Consider the following 17658-nt stretch of genomic DNA (forward strand, 5'->3'; position numbering starts at 1 on the left):
GCCCAGGCCCACCCGCTGGTGGTGCTCACCGGCGTGCGCGCCGCCCAGATTGACCCACGCCGTGACCTCGGTTTGTGAACCCACTTCCCTCTTTCAACCTACAACTTGACACTTTGGAGATCGATCTCATGAAAGCTGCTCGCAACATTTGGCGCCGCAAGGCCTCGTACGCGGCCATTTCTCTGGTGCTGGCCACCAGCTACGGCACCACTTGGGCCGAAGGATTGACCATTTTGCACGTGGGTGACCAGGAGTCTTGGCTCATTTCCGCCCAGGGCAATCTGCGCGACAACGCTGGACAAGTCATCTCGTATTACGGCGGCATTGACCGTCTGGCAACGGTGATTGCCAACGCCAAATCTGCTGCGGCTGCTGCAGGCAAGTCCGTCATCACCCTCAATGCCGGTGACTCCTTCTTGGCCGGTCCGCGCCTGAACGCCAGCTTTGTCAACTTGGCCAACGCCGCAGCCGATGGCGGTCAAGACTTCTACGACGCCATTGCCAGCCGTCGTATCGGCTTTGACGCCACCACTTTCGGCAACCACGAATTCGACCTGGACAACACCGGCCCGATTGCAGCCCGCTTTGCCAAGGTATCTGGCTCGACCTATTTGTCTGTCAACCTCGACTTCTCTGTCACACCTGAATTCCAGGCACTGGCAGAGTCGGGCAAAGTAGCCGCATCCAAGATCGTCACCACCCAAGGCGGCAAAAAGGTCGGCATCGTGGGCGCCACCACGCCTCTGCTGCCTGGCATCTCGTCGCCACCAGATGGCATCATGAAAAACTGGAGCGAGGCCAACACTGAGGCCGAGAATCTGGCTGACATGATTCCGCTGGTCCAGGCCGAGGTGGATCGCCTGCGCAGTACAGATGGTGTTAGCGCGGTCATCGTCATGAGCCACCTGCAAAACGCCAACAACGAAATCAACATCCTGGTTCCTGCACTGCACCATGTTGACCTGGTCATCTCCGGTGGTGGCCACGAGCTGATGAAAGACCCCGACGACGCTGTCATCAACGGCGGCGTTGAACCCAGCTACAACACCGACCCGGTCTATGCCACCGACAGTACCGGCAAACAAGTGCCGGTGGTCACCGGCCACTTTGGCAACCGCTATGTCGGTGAAGTCAACCTGACCCTGGACGACAGCACCGGCAAAGTCACCAGCCTGGACAACACACGCATGATCCGCGTGACTGGTGCAGCGACCGACGCCGACAAGGTAACTGGCGACGCCACCCTCAACGCCAGCGTTGTCACCCCGGTCCTGAACTACATCAGCGAGCTCAACGCACAAATCATTGGCACCACCGCAGTCAAGCTCAACGGCCCCACCCATGCCGCGTGCACGCCAGTGGCACCTGCCACCACTTGCACCTACACCGCAGGCGTTCGTAACGCTGACACCGGCTTGGGCAACTTGGTGGCCGACGCTATGCGCTTTGCTGGCAAGACTGACATTGCCATCCAAAACGGCGGAGGTATCCGCACCAGCATCGCCGTGCCAGGCGACGTGACCGTGGGTGACACATTCAACATCTTGCCCTTCACCAACTTGGTCAAGCGTGCACCGGTGATGAACGCAACCCAACTCAAAGACATTCTGGAGCACTCGGTCAGCTCCGCCAGCCCCAATGGCGCGGTCAATGGCAAGTTTGCCCAGATCTCAGGTATACAGGTGTTTTACGACACCACCCGTACCGCGCGCAGCACAGTGGTGGCCAATGTGGGCACCGGTGACCGTGTTCGCCGCGTTGTGCTGGATGACGGCACCGTGCTGATTGACAACGGCGTGGTGGTCGCCCCTTTGCGCACATTCTCCTTTACCACCATCGATTTCACCGCCGCCGGTGGCGACAACTACCCGTTTGCCGCCAACGGCGTGGTTTTCGAGAACGACCCGTTCACCATCACCTATCAGGAAGCGCTAGCAAACTTCATCAAGGCAGCCAAAGCCACTGGTGGTCTCCAACGCGACAGCGCGGCTGATGGTGACGAGATCACAACCAACATGTATGGCCTGGAAAACGCCTACGACAAAGGCGGCCGCCTGATCGATCTGGCCATTGCAAAAACCACCCCCGGTCTGAACAAAACCGGCACTGCGGGGCGTGATGTGATCGTTGGCACGGCGGGTGAAGATGTCATCAACGGTGGCATTGGCGCCGACACGCTGACAGGTGGCGCGGGTAACGACCGCTTTGTCTACACCAGCATGCGTGATGCGGGCGACATCATCACCGACTTCACACCCTATGCCGACAAGATCGACCTGTCGGCTCTGCTGGCCAGCATCGGCTGCAAAGTGGCCAATGGCTGCCAGCCAGTGGCCGACGGCTACCTGAAACTGGTTGATGTGACGGGTGGCACCAGCGTGCAAATTGATACCGATGGCAACAACGGTTCGGCACCCGCCCGTGCACTGCTCACGCTTAAGGGGCTGACAGCCAAACAGCTCGCTCCCGGTCGTGATTTCGCTTATTGACCCTAACCCTTTCATCAAACCCAACAGGAGTCTTTCAACATGAACGCCTTGATCCGCAAAGTTGCACTCGTTAGCGCATTCCTCATCACCCTTCCGGCAGCTCAAGCGGCCATCCAGAACTACAGCTTCTCTGGTTTGATCGACTCCGGCGCGTACATCGGCCAGACCTTTTCTGGCTCCTTCAGTTTCGACGATGCCACCCTCACCAACCTCAGCGACGAATGGATTCCTGTCAACCAGATGACCATGTCTTTCCTTGGGAACAACTACACACTTGCCGAGGCCAGCGGTACCGTCGAGGTCAACTACAACTACGGCACCTTCCTTGGCCTCTCCTATAGCGCAGGCACCACAACGGAAGGCTTCACGCTGATAACCGGCTACAGCAACATCAGCGAAGCCTATTTGGCCTACGACACCCAACTCGGCGATTCTGGTGCCGGCAGCGTGATCTACGCACCTGTTCCTGAACCCGAAACCTACGCCCTGCTGCTGGCTGGCCTGGCACTCATGAGTGGCATCGCGCGCCGCCGCAAACTGAACCAAACCAATCACTGACCTCAACGATTTCGGCCCAAGCGAGTTGAACAACGATTTCGTCAGCAGATATGACAGTTCGAATGTTCAGTCATTTGTTCTGACGAACAGGCTGATGTCCTGATTCTGAACAACTAGCTTGCGACCATGATCAAATCATCGCATCCGGAACCAGAGATGCATGGGCTTCTGGGTCACGGAAATGGCTTACAACCATCTCAAAAGCGACGGCAGTACCTACTAAAACAGCTTGAGGCCCTTGAGCATCACGATCAGGATCAAGGCTGGCGACACATAACACAGCAAGAAAAACACCACCCGGATCAGCTGTTGGTTGCGCAGTTGGCCTTGGTTGCTCATGGCTTGGCTGAATTTGTCCAGCCCCCAGGCCCAGCCGACAAACAAGGCAATGAAAATGCCCCCGATCGGCAAAATGATGTTGGACGATACAAAGTCAGCCACATCAAACGGCGTCAGGCCAAACAGCTTGAAGTCAGCCAGCGTGCTGTTGCTCAGGGCACTGGCCGAGCCCAGGACCACCAGCAAAGCAATGGTCAACAGCGTGGCTTTCGGGCGCGACAGACCCACACGCTCATGCAGGATCACCACCGGCACCTCCATCAGCGACAGCATGGCACCGGTGGCAGCGATGGAGGCCAGCACAAAGAAAACCACCATCAAGCCCTGCCCCATCGGGATCTGGGAAAACACCGCCGGGATCGTGATAAACACCAGGGCGGGCCCGGCGGTAGGTGCAAAACCAAAGGTGAACACCGCCGGAAAGATGGCGATGCCTGCCAGCATCGAGATACACAGATCCGCCGCCATGACACGCACCGTGGTGAGCGGGATGTTCTGATCGTCACGGAAATAACTGCCATAGGTCATCATGGTGCCCATGCCGATCGACAGTTTGAAGAAGGCTAGCCCCATGGCGGTGAGTACGACCGAAGCGGTGATTTTGCTGAAATCCGGCTGGAACAAAAAGGCCAGGCCGTCCAGCGCCTTGTCCAGGGTCAGACTGACGGCACACAACAGCACCAGCAGCAACAACAGGATCGGCATCAGCTTTTTGGTGATGGCCTCAATGCCCTTGGTGACCCCCATCAGCAAGATGCCCCCAATAAACACCAGCACCCCCCACTGCCACAACAGTGACTGCATCGGGTCGCTGATCAAGGCGCCAAACGCGGCCTCCGTCACCTTCGGGTCACTGCTGAGGATCGAGCCACGCATGGCTTTGACCACATAGGCAAACACCCAGGCGACCACTTCGGAATAAAACGACAGGATCAGAAAAGCCCCCAACATGCCTGCCGCACCAATCAGCCACCAGGGCTGACCTTTGGGTGCCAAAGCCTGCAAGGTGGAAATGGGGTTGGCCTTGCCCACACGCCCGAGCGAGATCTCGGCCATCATCACCGGCAAGCCGACCAGCAGCGTGGCCAGCACATACACCAACAGGAAACCGGCACCGCCATTGGCCCCGGTCAGGTACGGAAATTTCCAGATGTTGCCCAGGCCAACAGCGGAGCCCAGTGTGGCTGCCAGCACACCAAAGCCGGTGCTGAAGCCAACACGCGTAAGCCCCGACTTGGAAACCACGGCAGAATTGGGGGCTGCCCCATCGGGCGTGATCAAATGGCTATTTTTATGACGAGACATAGAGGCACACCGCAAAGGTGCTGCAAAAAAGAAACGACGCACAGGGCTTCGTGCAAAGTACACACTGCCCTTGACCAGGTTTTGGCTGCCAGCGGCAGACCGCAACAAATGACTGCCTGAGACACCAGGCCACCACCTAGTGACACGTCCTCCTCTCTATCTCTGCAACCCTTACACGTCATCTCGATGGTGACCAAGAGGCAACATACCGACCATACACAGCAACGCAGATTGCTTCTTCAAACCATGTACCCATGACGACTCTGGCCATCACCGGTGCAAAAAAAAACCTGCTAGTTTTAAACAGCAGGTTTTTTGAATGACTTGGGGTGGCTGATGGGGCTCGAACCCACGACAACAGGAATCACAATCCTGGACTCTACCAACTGAGCTACAGCCACCGTGCCCAAAATTATAACATCACGACACTGCCAAAATTCCGCTCTCGAATCCGAAAGCGAGATAAGGCCATTAAATCTCGATCACCCCGCTGCGAAGGCCGCGCAGTGCTGATGCAGATTCACATGGGTTGTTGCATGCATGCCGAGAACACCTGGGAATTTTTACAAAAAAGCGGCGGAGCAACTCCGGATCAACGCGGTGTGATGCGTTTGGGCTCTACATCGGTGACCTCTGTCACGTCCGTCACCTCTGCATCCACCACGTTGTCAGGGCTCGGCGCTGCCCTGCCAGACTGCCCAAAGCCGCCTTGGTTAAAACGTTGCCACATGGCCTGGCGATTCATCTGAAACGTCCATGGGCTCACCGGCTGGCCGGTCAACTTGGCCCACAACGCACGCAACAGCCACAGGATCAGGACCAAAAAGCCAGCGGCCAGCAGGCTGGCAAAAAACACCAGACCGGCCAGCAGCAAACCCACACGCACAATAAAACCCAGTAGTTTCAACAACACATCACTCAAAACATTGCTCCTTGTGAAACGTTCAAATGGGGCATCCATCCCCTTTTGCAAGCCACTTTACCTCGCCGATACAAGCCACCACACTCTGTGGCACAAGCGCTTTCTTCTTCAAAGCGACCCGGCAACGGCTTGTATCTGCCCGCGCACACGGCGCAGCACCGCATAGGGCGGCAAGCCCTGCAACATGCGCCGGCCATATGCAGTGGACAGCAGGCGTTTGTCATAACACACCACCCGCGCTAAATCGTCTTCGGTGCGGATGGCGCGGCCAGTCCACTGCAGCAGGCGGATGCCGGTGGCGGGCACCACCAATTCAGAAAACGGGTCGCGCCCCTCGCGCTTGAGCCACTCAGAACGGGCCTCTTCCACCGGGTCTGAGGGGGACGCAAACGGTAGCTTGGTGATAAACACTGTCTCACACAAATGGCCCGGCAAATCCAGCCCTTCGCCAAACGACTGCAAACCAAAAATCACCGAAGGTTGGCCTGCCTCGACACGCGCCATGTGGGTGCCAAGCAGACGCGCGCGCGACAACTGGCCCTGCACCAGCACCACGCCCAGCAGCGTGGCGTCCAGTGCGTCCACCGATGCTTTCATCTGCACACGCGAGGTGAACAACACCAGTGCACCGTGTGCCACTTCGCGCAAGTCGGCCAGCAAGGCGGCCACCATTTCGCGCGTAAAACCCTCGACATGGCGCGGGTCGGCCACGGTGTCGACCACCAGCAGTTGGCCTTGCTGGCGGTAATCAAACGGGCTGTCCACCGCCAAGGTGCTGACATGCTCGAGCTGGTCCAGCCCGGTTTCAGCCAGAAAGTAGTCAAAACTGCCACAGCTGGTGAGGGATGCCGAGGTGACGACCGCACCGCGCACTTGGCGCCACAGGTGATGGTGCAGCAGGCTGCCGGGCACGATCGGGCAGGCATGGGCACTCAGCGACACCAGGCCGCTGCTGGTGTCGGACTTGAGCCACTTGGCCATCGGCTGCGCTTCATGCGCCAGTAACATCGCGCTGGTACCCAGCACACTGTTGAGTTTGGGCGCCATCTGTCCCAGTTTGGCGTACTGCACCGAGTTCTGTGCGGCCTGTGTTGGGTCTTCCTTGGCACGCAGTTTGAGCTCAGCGCCCAGGGCTTCCAGCACCGCCGACAAACCCTGAGCGTGGCCGTGAATCAGCGTCATCGGTTCCACGAAAGCATCGGGCAACACACCATCAGGAAAACGGTGCACGATGTCGTAACCCGCGGCCACACCACGCAGCAGGTCCATGGCGATACGGCCCGCGTCCAGCAGCGCGGTTTTGAGCTGCTGGGCCAGGGTGATCACGTCTTGCTCGACCGCCACACCCATTTTTTCAGCGACCTCGTGCAGGATTTTGGGCAACTTGTCGAGCCAGCGCAGGCCACTCAGGTCCATGGCGCCAGAAAACTGGTCGAGTGCCACCGCAGGCAGGTGGTGGCCTTCGTCAAATACCACTAGGCAGTTGTCGAGTTCGGGCAGCGCCTTCATGCCAAGTGAGGCCAGCACCAGATCGTGATTCGCCACAATCACCTGGGCCTGTGCCAATAAGGTGCGCGCGTTGTAATAACTGCAACTGCGAAACAAGGGGCAGTGCCGTGCCGTGCAAGTGTGGCGCTCGGCTGCCACTGTAGACCAATCGCGCGGGTCAGGTTGTTCAGCCAGGCTATCGCGGTCACCATCCCAACGGCCAGCGGCCAGCGCATTGGCCAGGGTGTCGTACAAGGCCATCCGACGCTCTTCGGGGTCTTGCCAGTCTTGGCTCTTGAGCTGTTTGGCATACGCGGTTGGGGGCGGTGGCGCGTCTTCATCCACGCCAAATAACTCGCTGCTGTCATCCTCACCAGCTCCAGCCAGACGTTCCAGCTTGAGTTTGCAGACATAACGCCCGCGACCTTTGGCCAATGCGTACACAAACGGGGTGTCCAACGCTGCGGCCAGCGCGGGCAGGTCTTTGGTCATGAGCTGTTCTTGCAGCGCCACCGTGGCGGTAGAGACCACCACCCGTGTCTTGCGTGCCAGCGCCAGCGCCACCGTGGTCGACAAATAAGCTGCCGATTTGCCGACACCGGTACCGGCCTGGATCACCGCAATGGCTTTTTCGGGATCGGCATGGTCACCCAAGGTGACGTTGTGCAAGGCGGTGGCGATGCGTTCGGCCATCTCGCGCTGGCCGGGACGCGACCGGAACGCCGGGGTGCTGGCGACCATCTGGTCAAACGCGGCCAGCGACAGCGCTGCCAAGGCTTGGTCAGTCAAAGCGACGCCCACCCACGCCCACCGTGGTGGCCTCAACAGACAGCCACAGACAACGCGACATGGATATTTTTTTAATATAAATCATAGGCTTATACCCAAACCAAGCATCTGACTCAGGCGCCAATGATTGTATCTGGCACGGCTGAATCCCCGTGATACACGCCAAGGCAGCTTTCACAGGTACGCCATCCAAGGCCCAAAACCAATGACCGGATCAACGCCAGGCGTGCAAACTCGCTACGCCACATAGGCAAACGGGGACCCGTGGCCCCCGTGTTGTCATGCTTTAGACAGACTTACCGAAGGTGTCCAACACCCTGGTGTTGACACACGCACAACATCTAAGCAGCCGCAAGCAGATTCATCGCGTGTTTGGCAATCATCATTTCTTCGTTGGTCGGCACCACAAAGGTGGGAACGCGTGCATCTGCGGCCGAAATGTTGAATTGACGTGAAGAGTTGGCATCAGCATCCAGCTTGACACCAAGCCAGGCCAGACGTTGGGCAATCGTGTTGCGGATGTAGGGCGAGTTTTCCCCAATACCAGCCGTAAAAACCAAAGCATCAAGTCCACCCATGGAGGCAGCCATCGCAGCAACTTCCTTGGCTACGCGAAAGCAGAACAGGTCAACAGCTTCTCTGGCGTGGGGATCATTCGATTCCTCGAGCACCTTCATGTCATTGGACAGGCCGGATACACCGAGCAAACCCGAACGCCGATACAGCAGATCCTCAATGGCTTCCAGGTCCATCTTCTTCTCACGCATCAGGTACAGAAGCACCCCCGGATCAATGCTGCCCGAGCGGGTGCCCATTGGCACACCGTCCAGCGCCGTGAAGCCCATGGTGGTGTCCATGCTGCGACCGTCCTTGACGGCACACAGGCTGGATCCATTGCCCAAATGACAGATCACTATGTGGCCTGAGGCCAACTCCGGGCGCGTGGCCAGCAGTTGTTTGCTGACGTACTCGTAAGACAGGCCGTGAAAACCGTATTTGCATACACCCTCGTCGCTGAGTGCCCGTGGCAGTGCATAGGTCTTGGCCTGCTTGGGTTGGGTGCTATGAAAAGCGGTATCAAAACAAGCCACCTGATCCAGTTCAGGATGATTGCGTGCCAGGATGTGGATGGGCGCCAAATTGTGTGGCTGATGCAGCGGCGCCAGTGGAACCAGCTGCTCCAGATCGTTCAACAACGCAGGTGTGACCTTCATTGGCAGACCCAGGAAGCGCCCGCCATGAACCACACGGTGGCCGGCGGCAACAATCTGATCGTCCACCAGGGTGGTGCTGATCCAGTCCAGCAAATACTGGAGCATGACGTCGCGGCTGTTCGAGTCGCTTTCGTTCCAGCTGTGTTTGGCCAAAACGCGGCGACTAGCATCTTTGGCTTCAAAGGTGGCAAGACTACCAATACCCGCAATCTGCCCGGACAAAATAGTCTGCAGTTCGGTGGAGTCAGTCGCTTGCCGAAATACCGAGAACTTGAGGCTCGAAGAACCGGCGTTGAGCACCAGATAGGCTTTGTGCTTGGTCATGTTCACTTTTCACTGTGTTGGTTGGACAACGCCCAATTGACGACAAATCATTTCAGGCAGTACCGAGAATATACGACAAAGTCTGTAATTTATGAAACATCGTTTCAATTATTTGTGAAAATAGTCATCGTAAACAAAACAGTGTTTCATGTTTCTTGGATTTTGACCCGATTTGGTGTAGAGTCCGCGCCTGTCAAGCACACACAAGTGTGAATCGAGCGATCAAGCGCCTGTCCAGGGCAAGCCTAACCACCATTGGCCGCTTTGACGGCACATTCTGACAAACACCTGAAGTGCGCTGCGCTCTTGGATGCGCGGCGGAATAAATGACCAGAAAGGATCAAGACATGTATGAACTGAACCGCCAGAAGCTTGCCGAGGGCAAGCTGGGCGTTGAATCAAGCGCCCCCTCGTCCCTGAAGCCCGTGCGCATCCTGCAAATTGGTGACGGCAATTTCCTGCGCGCCTTTGTCGACTGGATGGTCGATGTCACCAATGGTGCGGGCCTGATGAACGCCGAAGTGATCATGGCGCAGCCCATCGACCGCGGTATCGCCGACCTCATGAAAGCCCAGGACCAGCTGTTCACGGTATTGCTGCGCGGTGTGCAAAACGGCCAACCGGTCCAGTCCAAACGCTTGGTGAGCTGCGTCAAAGACACCCTCAACCCCTACACCCATTGGGACGCCATGCTGGCCACCATGCAGGACCCGGCTTTGCGTTTTGTCGTCTCCAACACCACCGAGGCCGGTATCGCTTATGTCGCTGAAGCCTTGGTCGAAGGCAAGTGCCCGGTCAACTTCCCGGCCAAGGTGACGGCGCTGCTGTTGGCCCGTTTCAAAGCATTTGGCGGCTCCCCAGAATCGGGCTTGGTGTTCCTGCCGGCCGAACTGATCGAAGCCAACGGCACCAAGCTCAAAAACTATGTGTTGCAGTTTGCACAGGCCTGGGACTTGCCCGCCGAGTTCGTCGCGTGGGTCAAGGAACACAACGTGTTCTGCAACACACTGGTGGACCGCATCGTCCCGGGTTTTCCTGCAGCCGAGGCTGAGGCGCTGTTCGCCGATTTTGGCTACAAGGACCCGTTGACCGTGGCGGCCGAGCCGTTCCTGCTGTGGGTCATCGAAGGACCAGCCAAGATTGCCGACGAGCTGCCACTGCACAAGGCGGGTCTGGATGTGGTGTGGACAGAGGACTTACAGCCCTACCGCACGCGCAAGGTTCGCATCCTCAATGGCGCCCATACCGCCAGTTCACTGGCTGCCTACTGCGCCGGGCTGGACACTGTACGCGAGATGACCGAAGACGCTGTAGTGTCCAAGTTCCTGAACAAGGTGATGTTCGAAGAAATTGTCCCCTTCGTGCCGCTGCCAGAGGCCGAGCGCAAGGCCTATGCGGAGACGATTGTGGAGCGTTTTGCCAACCCACACATCCGCCATGAGCTGATCTCGATTGCGCTGAACTCGGTCTCCAAGTGGCAAGTGCGCGTGTTGCCAACCATCAAGGATTACGCCGCCAAACACGGCAAAGCACCTGCAGGGCTCTCGTTCTCATTGGCTGCGCTGCTCACTTTTTACAAGGGACAGTTCGCTGCCAACGGGGACTACCAGGGTCTGCGCCAGGATCAAACCTATCCGATCAAAGACAACGCCGACATCCTGGCGATCATGCACGCGGCTTGGAATGGCGCCACGGACTTGAACCAAGTCGCATCAACGCTGCTTGCAGACGTCCGGCTGTGGGGCGAGGACCTGACCCAGGTTCCTGGCTTGGCACAGCAGACGGCCAGCGCTTTGATCCGGATCAAGGAGATCGGTATCAAATTGGCCATGAGCGAGTTATGAACCCTTGAAGAAGGCAAAATGCAGGGCCGTGCGTTTTACATCAATAAGCTAACAAAAAACTGACTATCCACAATGACCACCTGCACGATCTGGCGCAAGTCGACCTTCGAAGGCACCAGCCGTGAACAGGCTCCACCTGACTTGATGTCTCCAATCGGATCATCTCGTGAACGTTAAAAATCACAGAGCCAGACTATTTAAAACGACCAAGGATTAAAAAAATGCATCGTAACCGTAACGCCAAAATCGTCGCAACCCTCGGACCAGCCAGCGCTGATCGCGAAACCATTCAGGCCCTGTTTGAGGCGGGTGCCGACGTTTTCCGTCTGAATTTCAGCCACGGCACACAAGAAGACCACAAACAACGCCTGGACACCATCCGCGCGATTGAACGGCATGCCGGCCGCCCGATTGGCGTTTTGTTGGACCTGCAAGGCCCCAAGTTGCGCCTGGGCACATTTGCCAAGGGACCGATCATGCTGGCCGAAGGCGCGTCTTTCCGTCTGGACTTGAACACCGACAAGCCCGGTGACCAAACCCGGGCACCGATGCCCCACCCCGAAATTTTTAATGCCTTGGAAGTTGGCACTGACTTGTTGGTGGATGACGGCCGGGTGCGTCTGCGTGTGGAGAGTTTTGGCCCCGACTTTGCAGAAACCCGCGTGATCGCCGGTGGTGCTGTGTCTGACCGCAAGGGTGTCAATGTGCCAGGCGTCGTTTTGCCGCTGTCGGCCCTGACCGAAAAAGACCGCTCAGACCTGGACTACGGACTGACACTGGGCATCGACTGGATCGCCTTGTCATTTGTTCAGCGCCCAGAAGACATCGTCGAAATCAAAGCCATCGTCAAAGGCCGGGCACGTATTGTGGCCAAGCTTGAAAAACCGGCAGCCATCCTGAGCCTCGATGCCATCGTGGCTGAAACGGATGCGGTGATGGTGGCACGTGGTGATCTGGGTGTGGAAATGCCGCCAGAACAAGTGCCAGCCATTCAGAAACGCATCGTCCGTGCGTGCCGCGAAGCCGGCAAACCGGTGATTGTGGCCACACAGATGCTCGAATCCATGGTCACCGCACCGGTGCCCACCCGTGCCGAAGCCTCCGACGTGGCCACCGCGATTTACGACGGCGCCGATGCCGTGATGTTGTCCGCCGAGTCCGCCTCCGGCAAATACCCAGTCGAAGCCGTGAGCATGATGAACTCCATCATTGCGCAAACCGAAGCTGACCCCTACTACCGTGAGGCGATCAAAGCCTCTCAGACCACCCACATCCCGGTACCGTCTGACGCCATCGGTGTGGCGGTGCGCAACGTGGCTGAGCTACTGAATGTGGCAGCTGTTGTGGCCTATACCAGCTCAGGTTATTCCGCGCTGCGTATGGCACGCGAACGCCCTCAGGCACCCATCATAGGCATGACACCAAAGCGTGCCGTTGCACGTCAGTTGGCCCTGACCTGGGGCGTCTACCCCGTGCTGTGCCATGACGTTCAAGACGTGCTGGAAATGAGCGACTGGGCCTGCGAAACTGCCAAAAAAGAAGGTCTGGGCAAAACGGGCGACACCATCGTGGTGTCAGCTGGTGTTCCCTTCAACACCTCAGGCACCACCAATTTGATGCGTATCGCACAAATCGGCTGATAAAAAAGCTAGCGCCAACGCGCTTGTCCCGGATTCGGGGCAAGCGCGTTTTTCTTTTTGTGCGTTACCACGGCACCGTGGCAAAACGCGCCACCAGATAGTCCAGCAAAGCGCGCACCGCCGGGGACAAATTCTTGCGTGAGGGGTACAGCGCGTAGATCGCCATGTCGGGCAGTGTCCATTCGGGCAACACCTGCTGCAGACTGCCGTCGGCCAGATGGCGGTTGGCCAGGTAGGTTGGTTGCAGCGCGATACCACCACCGGCCAACGCGGCGCTCAACAAGGCGGTGGCCTCGTTGGCACTGAAGTGGCTGCCCACGCTGACTTTGGCTTGTTCTTCCCCACGGCGCAGTGTCCAGATACTTTTGCCAAAGTTGGCATAACTCAGGCAGCGGTGTTTGGCCAGGTCGGCCGGGCTCTCAGGCACACCGTGTGTCGCCAGGTAAGACCTGGAGGCCACCAGCACCGAAGCACACGGTGCCAACACGCGGCCAATCAGCGCCGGGTCAGGCTCGGCGCTGATACGGATGGCCAAGTCAATGCGCGTGTCCACCAAATTGAGCGCCCCCTCGCTGGCATTGAGGTCGATCTTGAGCTGCGGGTACTGCACCAGAAAACCGGCCACAGCCGCCGCCAACTGCGCGTAGGCAAACGACACACTGCAGGTGATGCGCAACTGCCCACGTAACGCACTGTCGGGGCTGCTGGTTTCCTCCTCCACGTCAAGCATCAGTGCCAGCATTTGCTGGCTGCGGCGCAGGCAGTGTTCACCGGCATCGGTCAGTGTCACGCTGCGGGTGGTGCGTTGCAACAGGCGTGCGCCCAGCCACTGCTCCAGCTCAGCCACATAACGCGTAACCATGGCGCGCGACATGTCGAGCTTGTCGGCCGTGGCGCTGAAGCTGCCACTGTTGGCCACGTCGACAAACACCTGCATGGCGGTTAAACGGTCCATATTTGCTCGTTTTAAGAAACAGTAATGGCCGGATTATGGGGTTTATCTGCGCGAATATTGCAATTACAGTTCATTCCAGCGCTACAGAGTAGCCACTGTTTAAACCACACACCAGGAGTTTTCCATGATCCGCACCACCGTTATCGCCGCCTCGCTCGCCATCGCTTTCACCGCCCAAGCCGCCCAACCTCTGAGCATCAAGGTCTACAACGCGGGTGGCAACAGCTTCAATGTCAACTCCGCACTGGTCTATGGCGAAAAAGACGCTTTGGTGATTGACGCCGGCTTCACCCGCGCCGACGCCCTGCGTATCGCCGCCAATGTGCTCGACAGCGGCAAACAGCTCACCACCATCTACGTCAGCCAGGCCGACCCGGACTACTACTTTGGTGTGGAAACCCTGAAAACGTTCTTCCCCCAGGCCGATGTGGTGAGCACACCCGCCGTGCTGGCCAAACTCACCGCCAAGCTGGCAGGCAAGGTCGCCTTCTGGGGCCCCAAGATGGGTGCCAATGCGCCGCACACACCGGTGGTGCCACGCGCATTGGAGGGCAACACCCTGACGCTGGAAGGCCAAGCGATTGAGATCCGTGGCACCCAAGGCCTGCTGGCGCACCGCCCCTATGTCTGGATTCCGTCGATCCAGGCTGTTGTGGGCAACATCGGCGTATTTGGCAACATGCATGTGTGGACCGCTGATACCCAGACTGCCGCTGAACGCGCCGCCTGGGTCGCGCAACTCGATGAGATGGCCGCGCTGAAGCCCGCCTTGGTGGTACCCGGCCACATGAAGGCAGGCAGTGCGGTGGATGCCAGCGCGATCAGCTTCACCAAGGACTACCTGCTGAGCTTCGAGAAGAACCTGGCTGCCAGCAAAACCAGCGCCGAGCTGATCAACGCAATGAAAAAAACCTACCCACAACTCACTGATGGCGTCATGTCGCTGGACATCGGTGCCAAGGTCAACACCGGCGAAATGAAGTGGTAAGCAACAACATGACAAGCAAGCTCACCTACCTGTTTGACCCGCTGTGTGGCTGGTGTTATGGCGCCTCACCCGCGCTCCAGCAACTGGCGCAGCACCACACCATTCACCTGGAACTAGCCCCCACGGGTCTTTTCAGTGGCGCGGGTGGGCGTGTCATGGATGCGGGTTTTGCGGCTTACGCCTGGTCCAACGACACACGCATTCAAAAACTCACCGGCCAGCGTTTTACCGAGGCCTATAGGGCGCAGGTTCTGGGCAAATCCGGTGTCCGTTTTGACTCTGCTGCGGTCACACTGGCCTTGACTGCGGTATCACTGACCGAGCCGCAGCGAGAACTGTCAGCCTTGAAGCTGCTGCAGGAAGCCCGTTATGTGCAAGGGCAAGACACCAGCGAGTTGTCTACCGTGACCGACATCCTGCACGAGCACGGCCTGGCCCCTGCTGCCGAGCGTCTGCTGGCTGGTGAATCACAGCTCAAGGTGGCCAACAACACACGTTTGCAGCAAGCACAACAACTGATGCAAACCTTGGGTGTTCGAGGTGTGCCCGCCTTGGTGCTGATCCAGGGCGGCAAGATGCGCTTGCTGCGCAGTGAGCTACTGTTTGGCAAGATCGACACTCTGCTGGCGGCCATCACGGCTTAAGCCACACACAAAAGGAAGTTATGGAAGCCCACACACCCCCAATCGACATCGTCCGCGCGCATTACACCGCGTCGGCCCAAAGAGATATTCAGGCCATGATGGCGCATATGTCACCCCAAGTGCGCTGGACGGAGATGGCCGGATTTCCCTGCGCAGGCACGTGGGTCGGGCCACAAGCCGTGATCAACAACGTCTTCGCCGCGCTGGGTCGGGATTGGGACGGCTTTCACTTTGAACTCGAGCAACTCATTGATGGAGGTAACCACATCGTTGGTATAGGAACCTACCACGGCACTTACCGCGCCACAGGCAAACCCATGCAGGCCCGGGTTACCCATGTCTGGACATTGAAAGACGGCGAGGTGGTGGCTTTCGAGCAGTTCACCGACACACTGCTGGTGCACCAAGCCATGCAATAACGCTCAGGCCGCAGACGACAGTTTCAAGCCCACAATGCCTGCCACCACCAGGCCCAGGCTGAAAAGGCGCGCTGCCGAGACAGGCTCACCCAGCAGGATCATGCCCACAATGGCTGTGCCCACCGCGCCAACACCCACCCAGACGGCATAAGCGGTTCCCACGGGCAAGTCGCGCATGGCCCAGCCCAACAACCCGACGCTGATGGCCATGGCGACAACGGTCCCCACAGACGGCCAAAGGCGGCTGAAACCATCGGTGTACTTCAACCCCACAGCCCAGCCCACTTCAAACAACCCAGCAACCAGAAGGACCAACCAATTCATAGACGCTCCACTGTGTAGTGGGGCCGTCCCCAATGAATGTCACCAAGCAAAGTCGTCCCTGCTGTGGACCGTCACCAAGGCAGCGACAGCGCGCGGATTTTAGGGTTGGTAATTTTTTCCTGTCTCCGTCAGGGTGAAGGCAAGGACACCGGGTGGCGAACTCTGACGCTGGATGGGTGTAACACAGGTCAGGACTCCACCCCGGCAGCACCAGGCTCAAGAGCACATTCGCAGCTACCAGCCAATGGCGCCGTCATCAGATCCAGATTAGCAGTTCACGAGCATATAAGGCGTGATATTGGCCATCGCACGGTCAACATACAGCTCTTTTTCACCGACTGGGGCCACGTAGAACATCGCTTCCTTGGCCGCCTCCAGCCCCGCCAGGCGGGCGATGACCCAGGTTGCCAAATACTGGGAGGCCAGACACCCACCAGAGGTCGCCACATTGCCGTCCGCGTAAAAAGCTTGGTTCAGCACATCCACCCCGGCTTCCTGCACCCACGGTTTGGTCAGCAGGTCAGTGCAAGCGGGTATCGACCGCAGCAGCCCCAGTTTGGCCAACATCAAGGTGCCTGAACATTGGGCGCCAATCAGCTGCCTGGCCGGGTCAAGCTGCAACTGCTCCATGACACGCGGGTCATTGGCAATCTCACGGGTTTTCATGCCACTGCCAAACAGCACCGCGTCCGCCGCACAGGCCTGCGCCAGAGTGGATTGCGCGTGCAAGGTGACGCCGTTCATGGACGTCACCGTTGGCGTCGGGCAGCACAGTGACACACGCCAATCTGGCGTCTTGATGCGATTGAGAATGCCCAGGGCAATCAGCGAGTCGAGTTCATTAAACCCGTCGAAGGTCAGGATGGCGATGTGCATCGGGTCACTTTACCAGCCAGCACACTTTTTTGGTTGTGTGGTGTAAGAAATCGACCGCCCCACCGACTAAACCATCAGCACGGTACAAAAAGTGTTTCGTGCGGTTCCCCTACTTCCCCTATGTCAACTTTTTAAAGGACAGTCACATGACAACCCAAACCACCACTTCACGTTACACCACAGCTGCTGGCCTGGCGCTGGCCATGAGCGCGGCCCTGACCATTGCGGCAACCCCTATCGCCGCCCAAGCGGCCGACATGGAGAAGTGTTTTGGCGTGGCCCTCAAAGGCAAAAACGACTGCAAAGCAGGTGCGGGTACCACCTGCGCAGGCACCTCCAAGATGGACTACCAAGGCAATGCCTGGTCGATGGTTCCCAAGGGTACCTGCGAAAAAACCATGTCCAAAACCTCGCCCACAGGTTTTGGACAACTGCAAGAGTTCAAGGAAGTCAAAGCCTGATCGGCCCTTAAGGAACGGAGCACCTGGCATGTTGAACCTGACCAACACAGAGCTTCAGACCCAGCTTGCTCCCACCCAC

At 58.2% G+C, this 17658-nt stretch carries 14 protein-coding genes, 1 tRNA gene and 1 pseudogene; 8 read left to right on the forward strand and 8 right to left on the reverse strand.

Going from position 1 to position 17658, the window contains the following annotated elements; genetic code table 11:
- Positions 1–128: 128 nt before the first annotated feature.
- Both KKO72_RS20110 and KKO72_RS21405 read left to right on the forward strand, forming a co-directional pair.
- Positions 129–2489, forward strand: a complete 2361-nt coding sequence (locus tag KKO72_RS20110) for a 5'-nucleotidase C-terminal domain-containing protein (protein ID WP_214943443.1) — start codon at positions 129–131, stop codon at positions 2487–2489.
- A 459-nt stretch (positions 2490–2948) separates the two neighbouring features.
- A pseudogene (locus tag KKO72_RS21405) lies at positions 2949–3047 on the forward strand (PEP-CTERM sorting domain-containing protein); the annotation flags it as partial.
- A gap of 219 nt (positions 3048–3266) precedes the next feature.
- On the opposite strand, the gene KKO72_RS20120 reads toward KKO72_RS21405, so the two are convergent.
- The 5 genes from KKO72_RS20120 to KKO72_RS20140 all read right to left on the reverse strand — a co-directional run bounded on the left by KKO72_RS20120 (position 3267) and on the right by KKO72_RS20140 (position 9428).
- The gene (locus KKO72_RS20120) at positions 3267–4691 is read right to left on the reverse strand and encodes a sodium-dependent transporter (RefSeq protein ID WP_214943449.1); all 1425 of its coding nucleotides are present in this window, start codon (positions 4689–4691) and stop codon (positions 3267–3269) included.
- 325 nt (positions 4692–5016) lie between these two features.
- Positions 5017–5092, reverse strand: a tRNA-His gene (locus KKO72_RS20125).
- A 191-nt stretch (positions 5093–5283) separates the two neighbouring features.
- On the reverse strand, positions 5284–5613 hold the full coding sequence (locus KKO72_RS20130) for a hypothetical protein (protein ID WP_214943452.1): 330 nt from the start codon (positions 5611–5613) through the stop codon (positions 5284–5286).
- 108 nt (positions 5614–5721) lie between these two features.
- On the reverse strand, positions 5722–7890 hold the full coding sequence (gene dinG / locus KKO72_RS20135) for an ATP-dependent DNA helicase DinG (RefSeq protein WP_214943455.1): 2169 nt from the start codon (positions 7888–7890) through the stop codon (positions 5722–5724).
- Positions 7891–8231: 341 nt separating this feature from the next.
- A complete protein-coding gene (locus tag KKO72_RS20140) occupies positions 8232–9428 on the reverse strand; it encodes an acetate/propionate family kinase (RefSeq protein ID WP_214943458.1) in 1197 nt (398 codons plus the stop codon).
- 347 nt (positions 9429–9775) lie between these two features.
- On the opposite strand from KKO72_RS20140, the gene KKO72_RS20145 reads away from it, so the two are divergent.
- Together KKO72_RS20145 and pyk are read left to right on the forward strand one after the other, a co-directional pair.
- Positions 9776–11272: a tagaturonate reductase gene (locus KKO72_RS20145; RefSeq protein ID WP_214943461.1), complete on the forward strand. Its 1497-nt coding sequence runs from the start codon at positions 9776–9778 to the stop codon at positions 11270–11272.
- Between the two features lie 221 nt (positions 11273–11493).
- Positions 11494–12912: a pyruvate kinase gene (pyk, locus tag KKO72_RS20150; protein WP_214943464.1), complete on the forward strand. Its 1419-nt coding sequence runs from the start codon at positions 11494–11496 to the stop codon at positions 12910–12912.
- Between the two features lie 64 nt (positions 12913–12976).
- Here the strand turns inward: pyk and KKO72_RS20155 are convergent, their stop codons facing one another.
- Positions 12977–13867: a LysR family transcriptional regulator gene (locus tag KKO72_RS20155; RefSeq protein ID WP_214943467.1), complete on the reverse strand. Its 891-nt coding sequence runs from the start codon at positions 13865–13867 to the stop codon at positions 12977–12979.
- Between the two features lie 124 nt (positions 13868–13991).
- On the opposite strand from KKO72_RS20155, the gene KKO72_RS20160 reads away from it, so the two are divergent.
- The 3 genes from KKO72_RS20160 to KKO72_RS20170 are packed head-to-tail and all read left to right on the forward strand — an operon-like array spanning position 13992 to position 15918.
- Complete coding sequence (locus KKO72_RS20160; RefSeq protein WP_214943470.1) at positions 13992–14855, forward strand: MBL fold metallo-hydrolase; 864 nt, start codon at positions 13992–13994, stop codon at positions 14853–14855.
- Between the two features lie 8 nt (positions 14856–14863).
- Positions 14864–15499 (forward strand): DsbA family protein, encoded by a 636-nt coding sequence (locus KKO72_RS20165; RefSeq protein WP_214943473.1) that lies wholly within the window; start codon positions 14864–14866, stop codon positions 15497–15499.
- 20 nt (positions 15500–15519) lie between these two features.
- The gene (locus tag KKO72_RS20170) at positions 15520–15918 is read left to right on the forward strand and encodes a nuclear transport factor 2 family protein (RefSeq protein ID WP_214943476.1); all 399 of its coding nucleotides are present in this window, start codon (positions 15520–15522) and stop codon (positions 15916–15918) included.
- Positions 15919–15921: 3 nt separating this feature from the next.
- Here the strand turns inward: KKO72_RS20170 and sugE are convergent, their stop codons facing one another.
- Both sugE and KKO72_RS20180 read right to left on the reverse strand, forming a co-directional pair.
- Positions 15922–16242: a quaternary ammonium compound efflux SMR transporter SugE gene (gene sugE / locus KKO72_RS20175; protein WP_214943479.1), complete on the reverse strand. Its 321-nt coding sequence runs from the start codon at positions 16240–16242 to the stop codon at positions 15922–15924.
- Between the two features lie 267 nt (positions 16243–16509).
- Complete coding sequence (locus tag KKO72_RS20180) at positions 16510–17118, reverse strand: DJ-1/PfpI family protein (protein WP_214943484.1); 609 nt, start codon at positions 17116–17118, stop codon at positions 16510–16512.
- 146 nt (positions 17119–17264) lie between these two features.
- Between KKO72_RS20180 and KKO72_RS20185 the strand changes: the two genes are divergently transcribed.
- Complete coding sequence (locus KKO72_RS20185) at positions 17265–17579, forward strand: DUF2282 domain-containing protein (protein WP_078363654.1); 315 nt, start codon at positions 17265–17267, stop codon at positions 17577–17579.
- Positions 17580–17658 lie beyond the last annotated feature (79 nt).

The organism is Rhodoferax sp. U11-2br, from assembly GCF_018619435.1.
Classification (GTDB): domain Bacteria; phylum Pseudomonadota; class Gammaproteobacteria; order Burkholderiales; family Burkholderiaceae_C; genus Rhodoferax.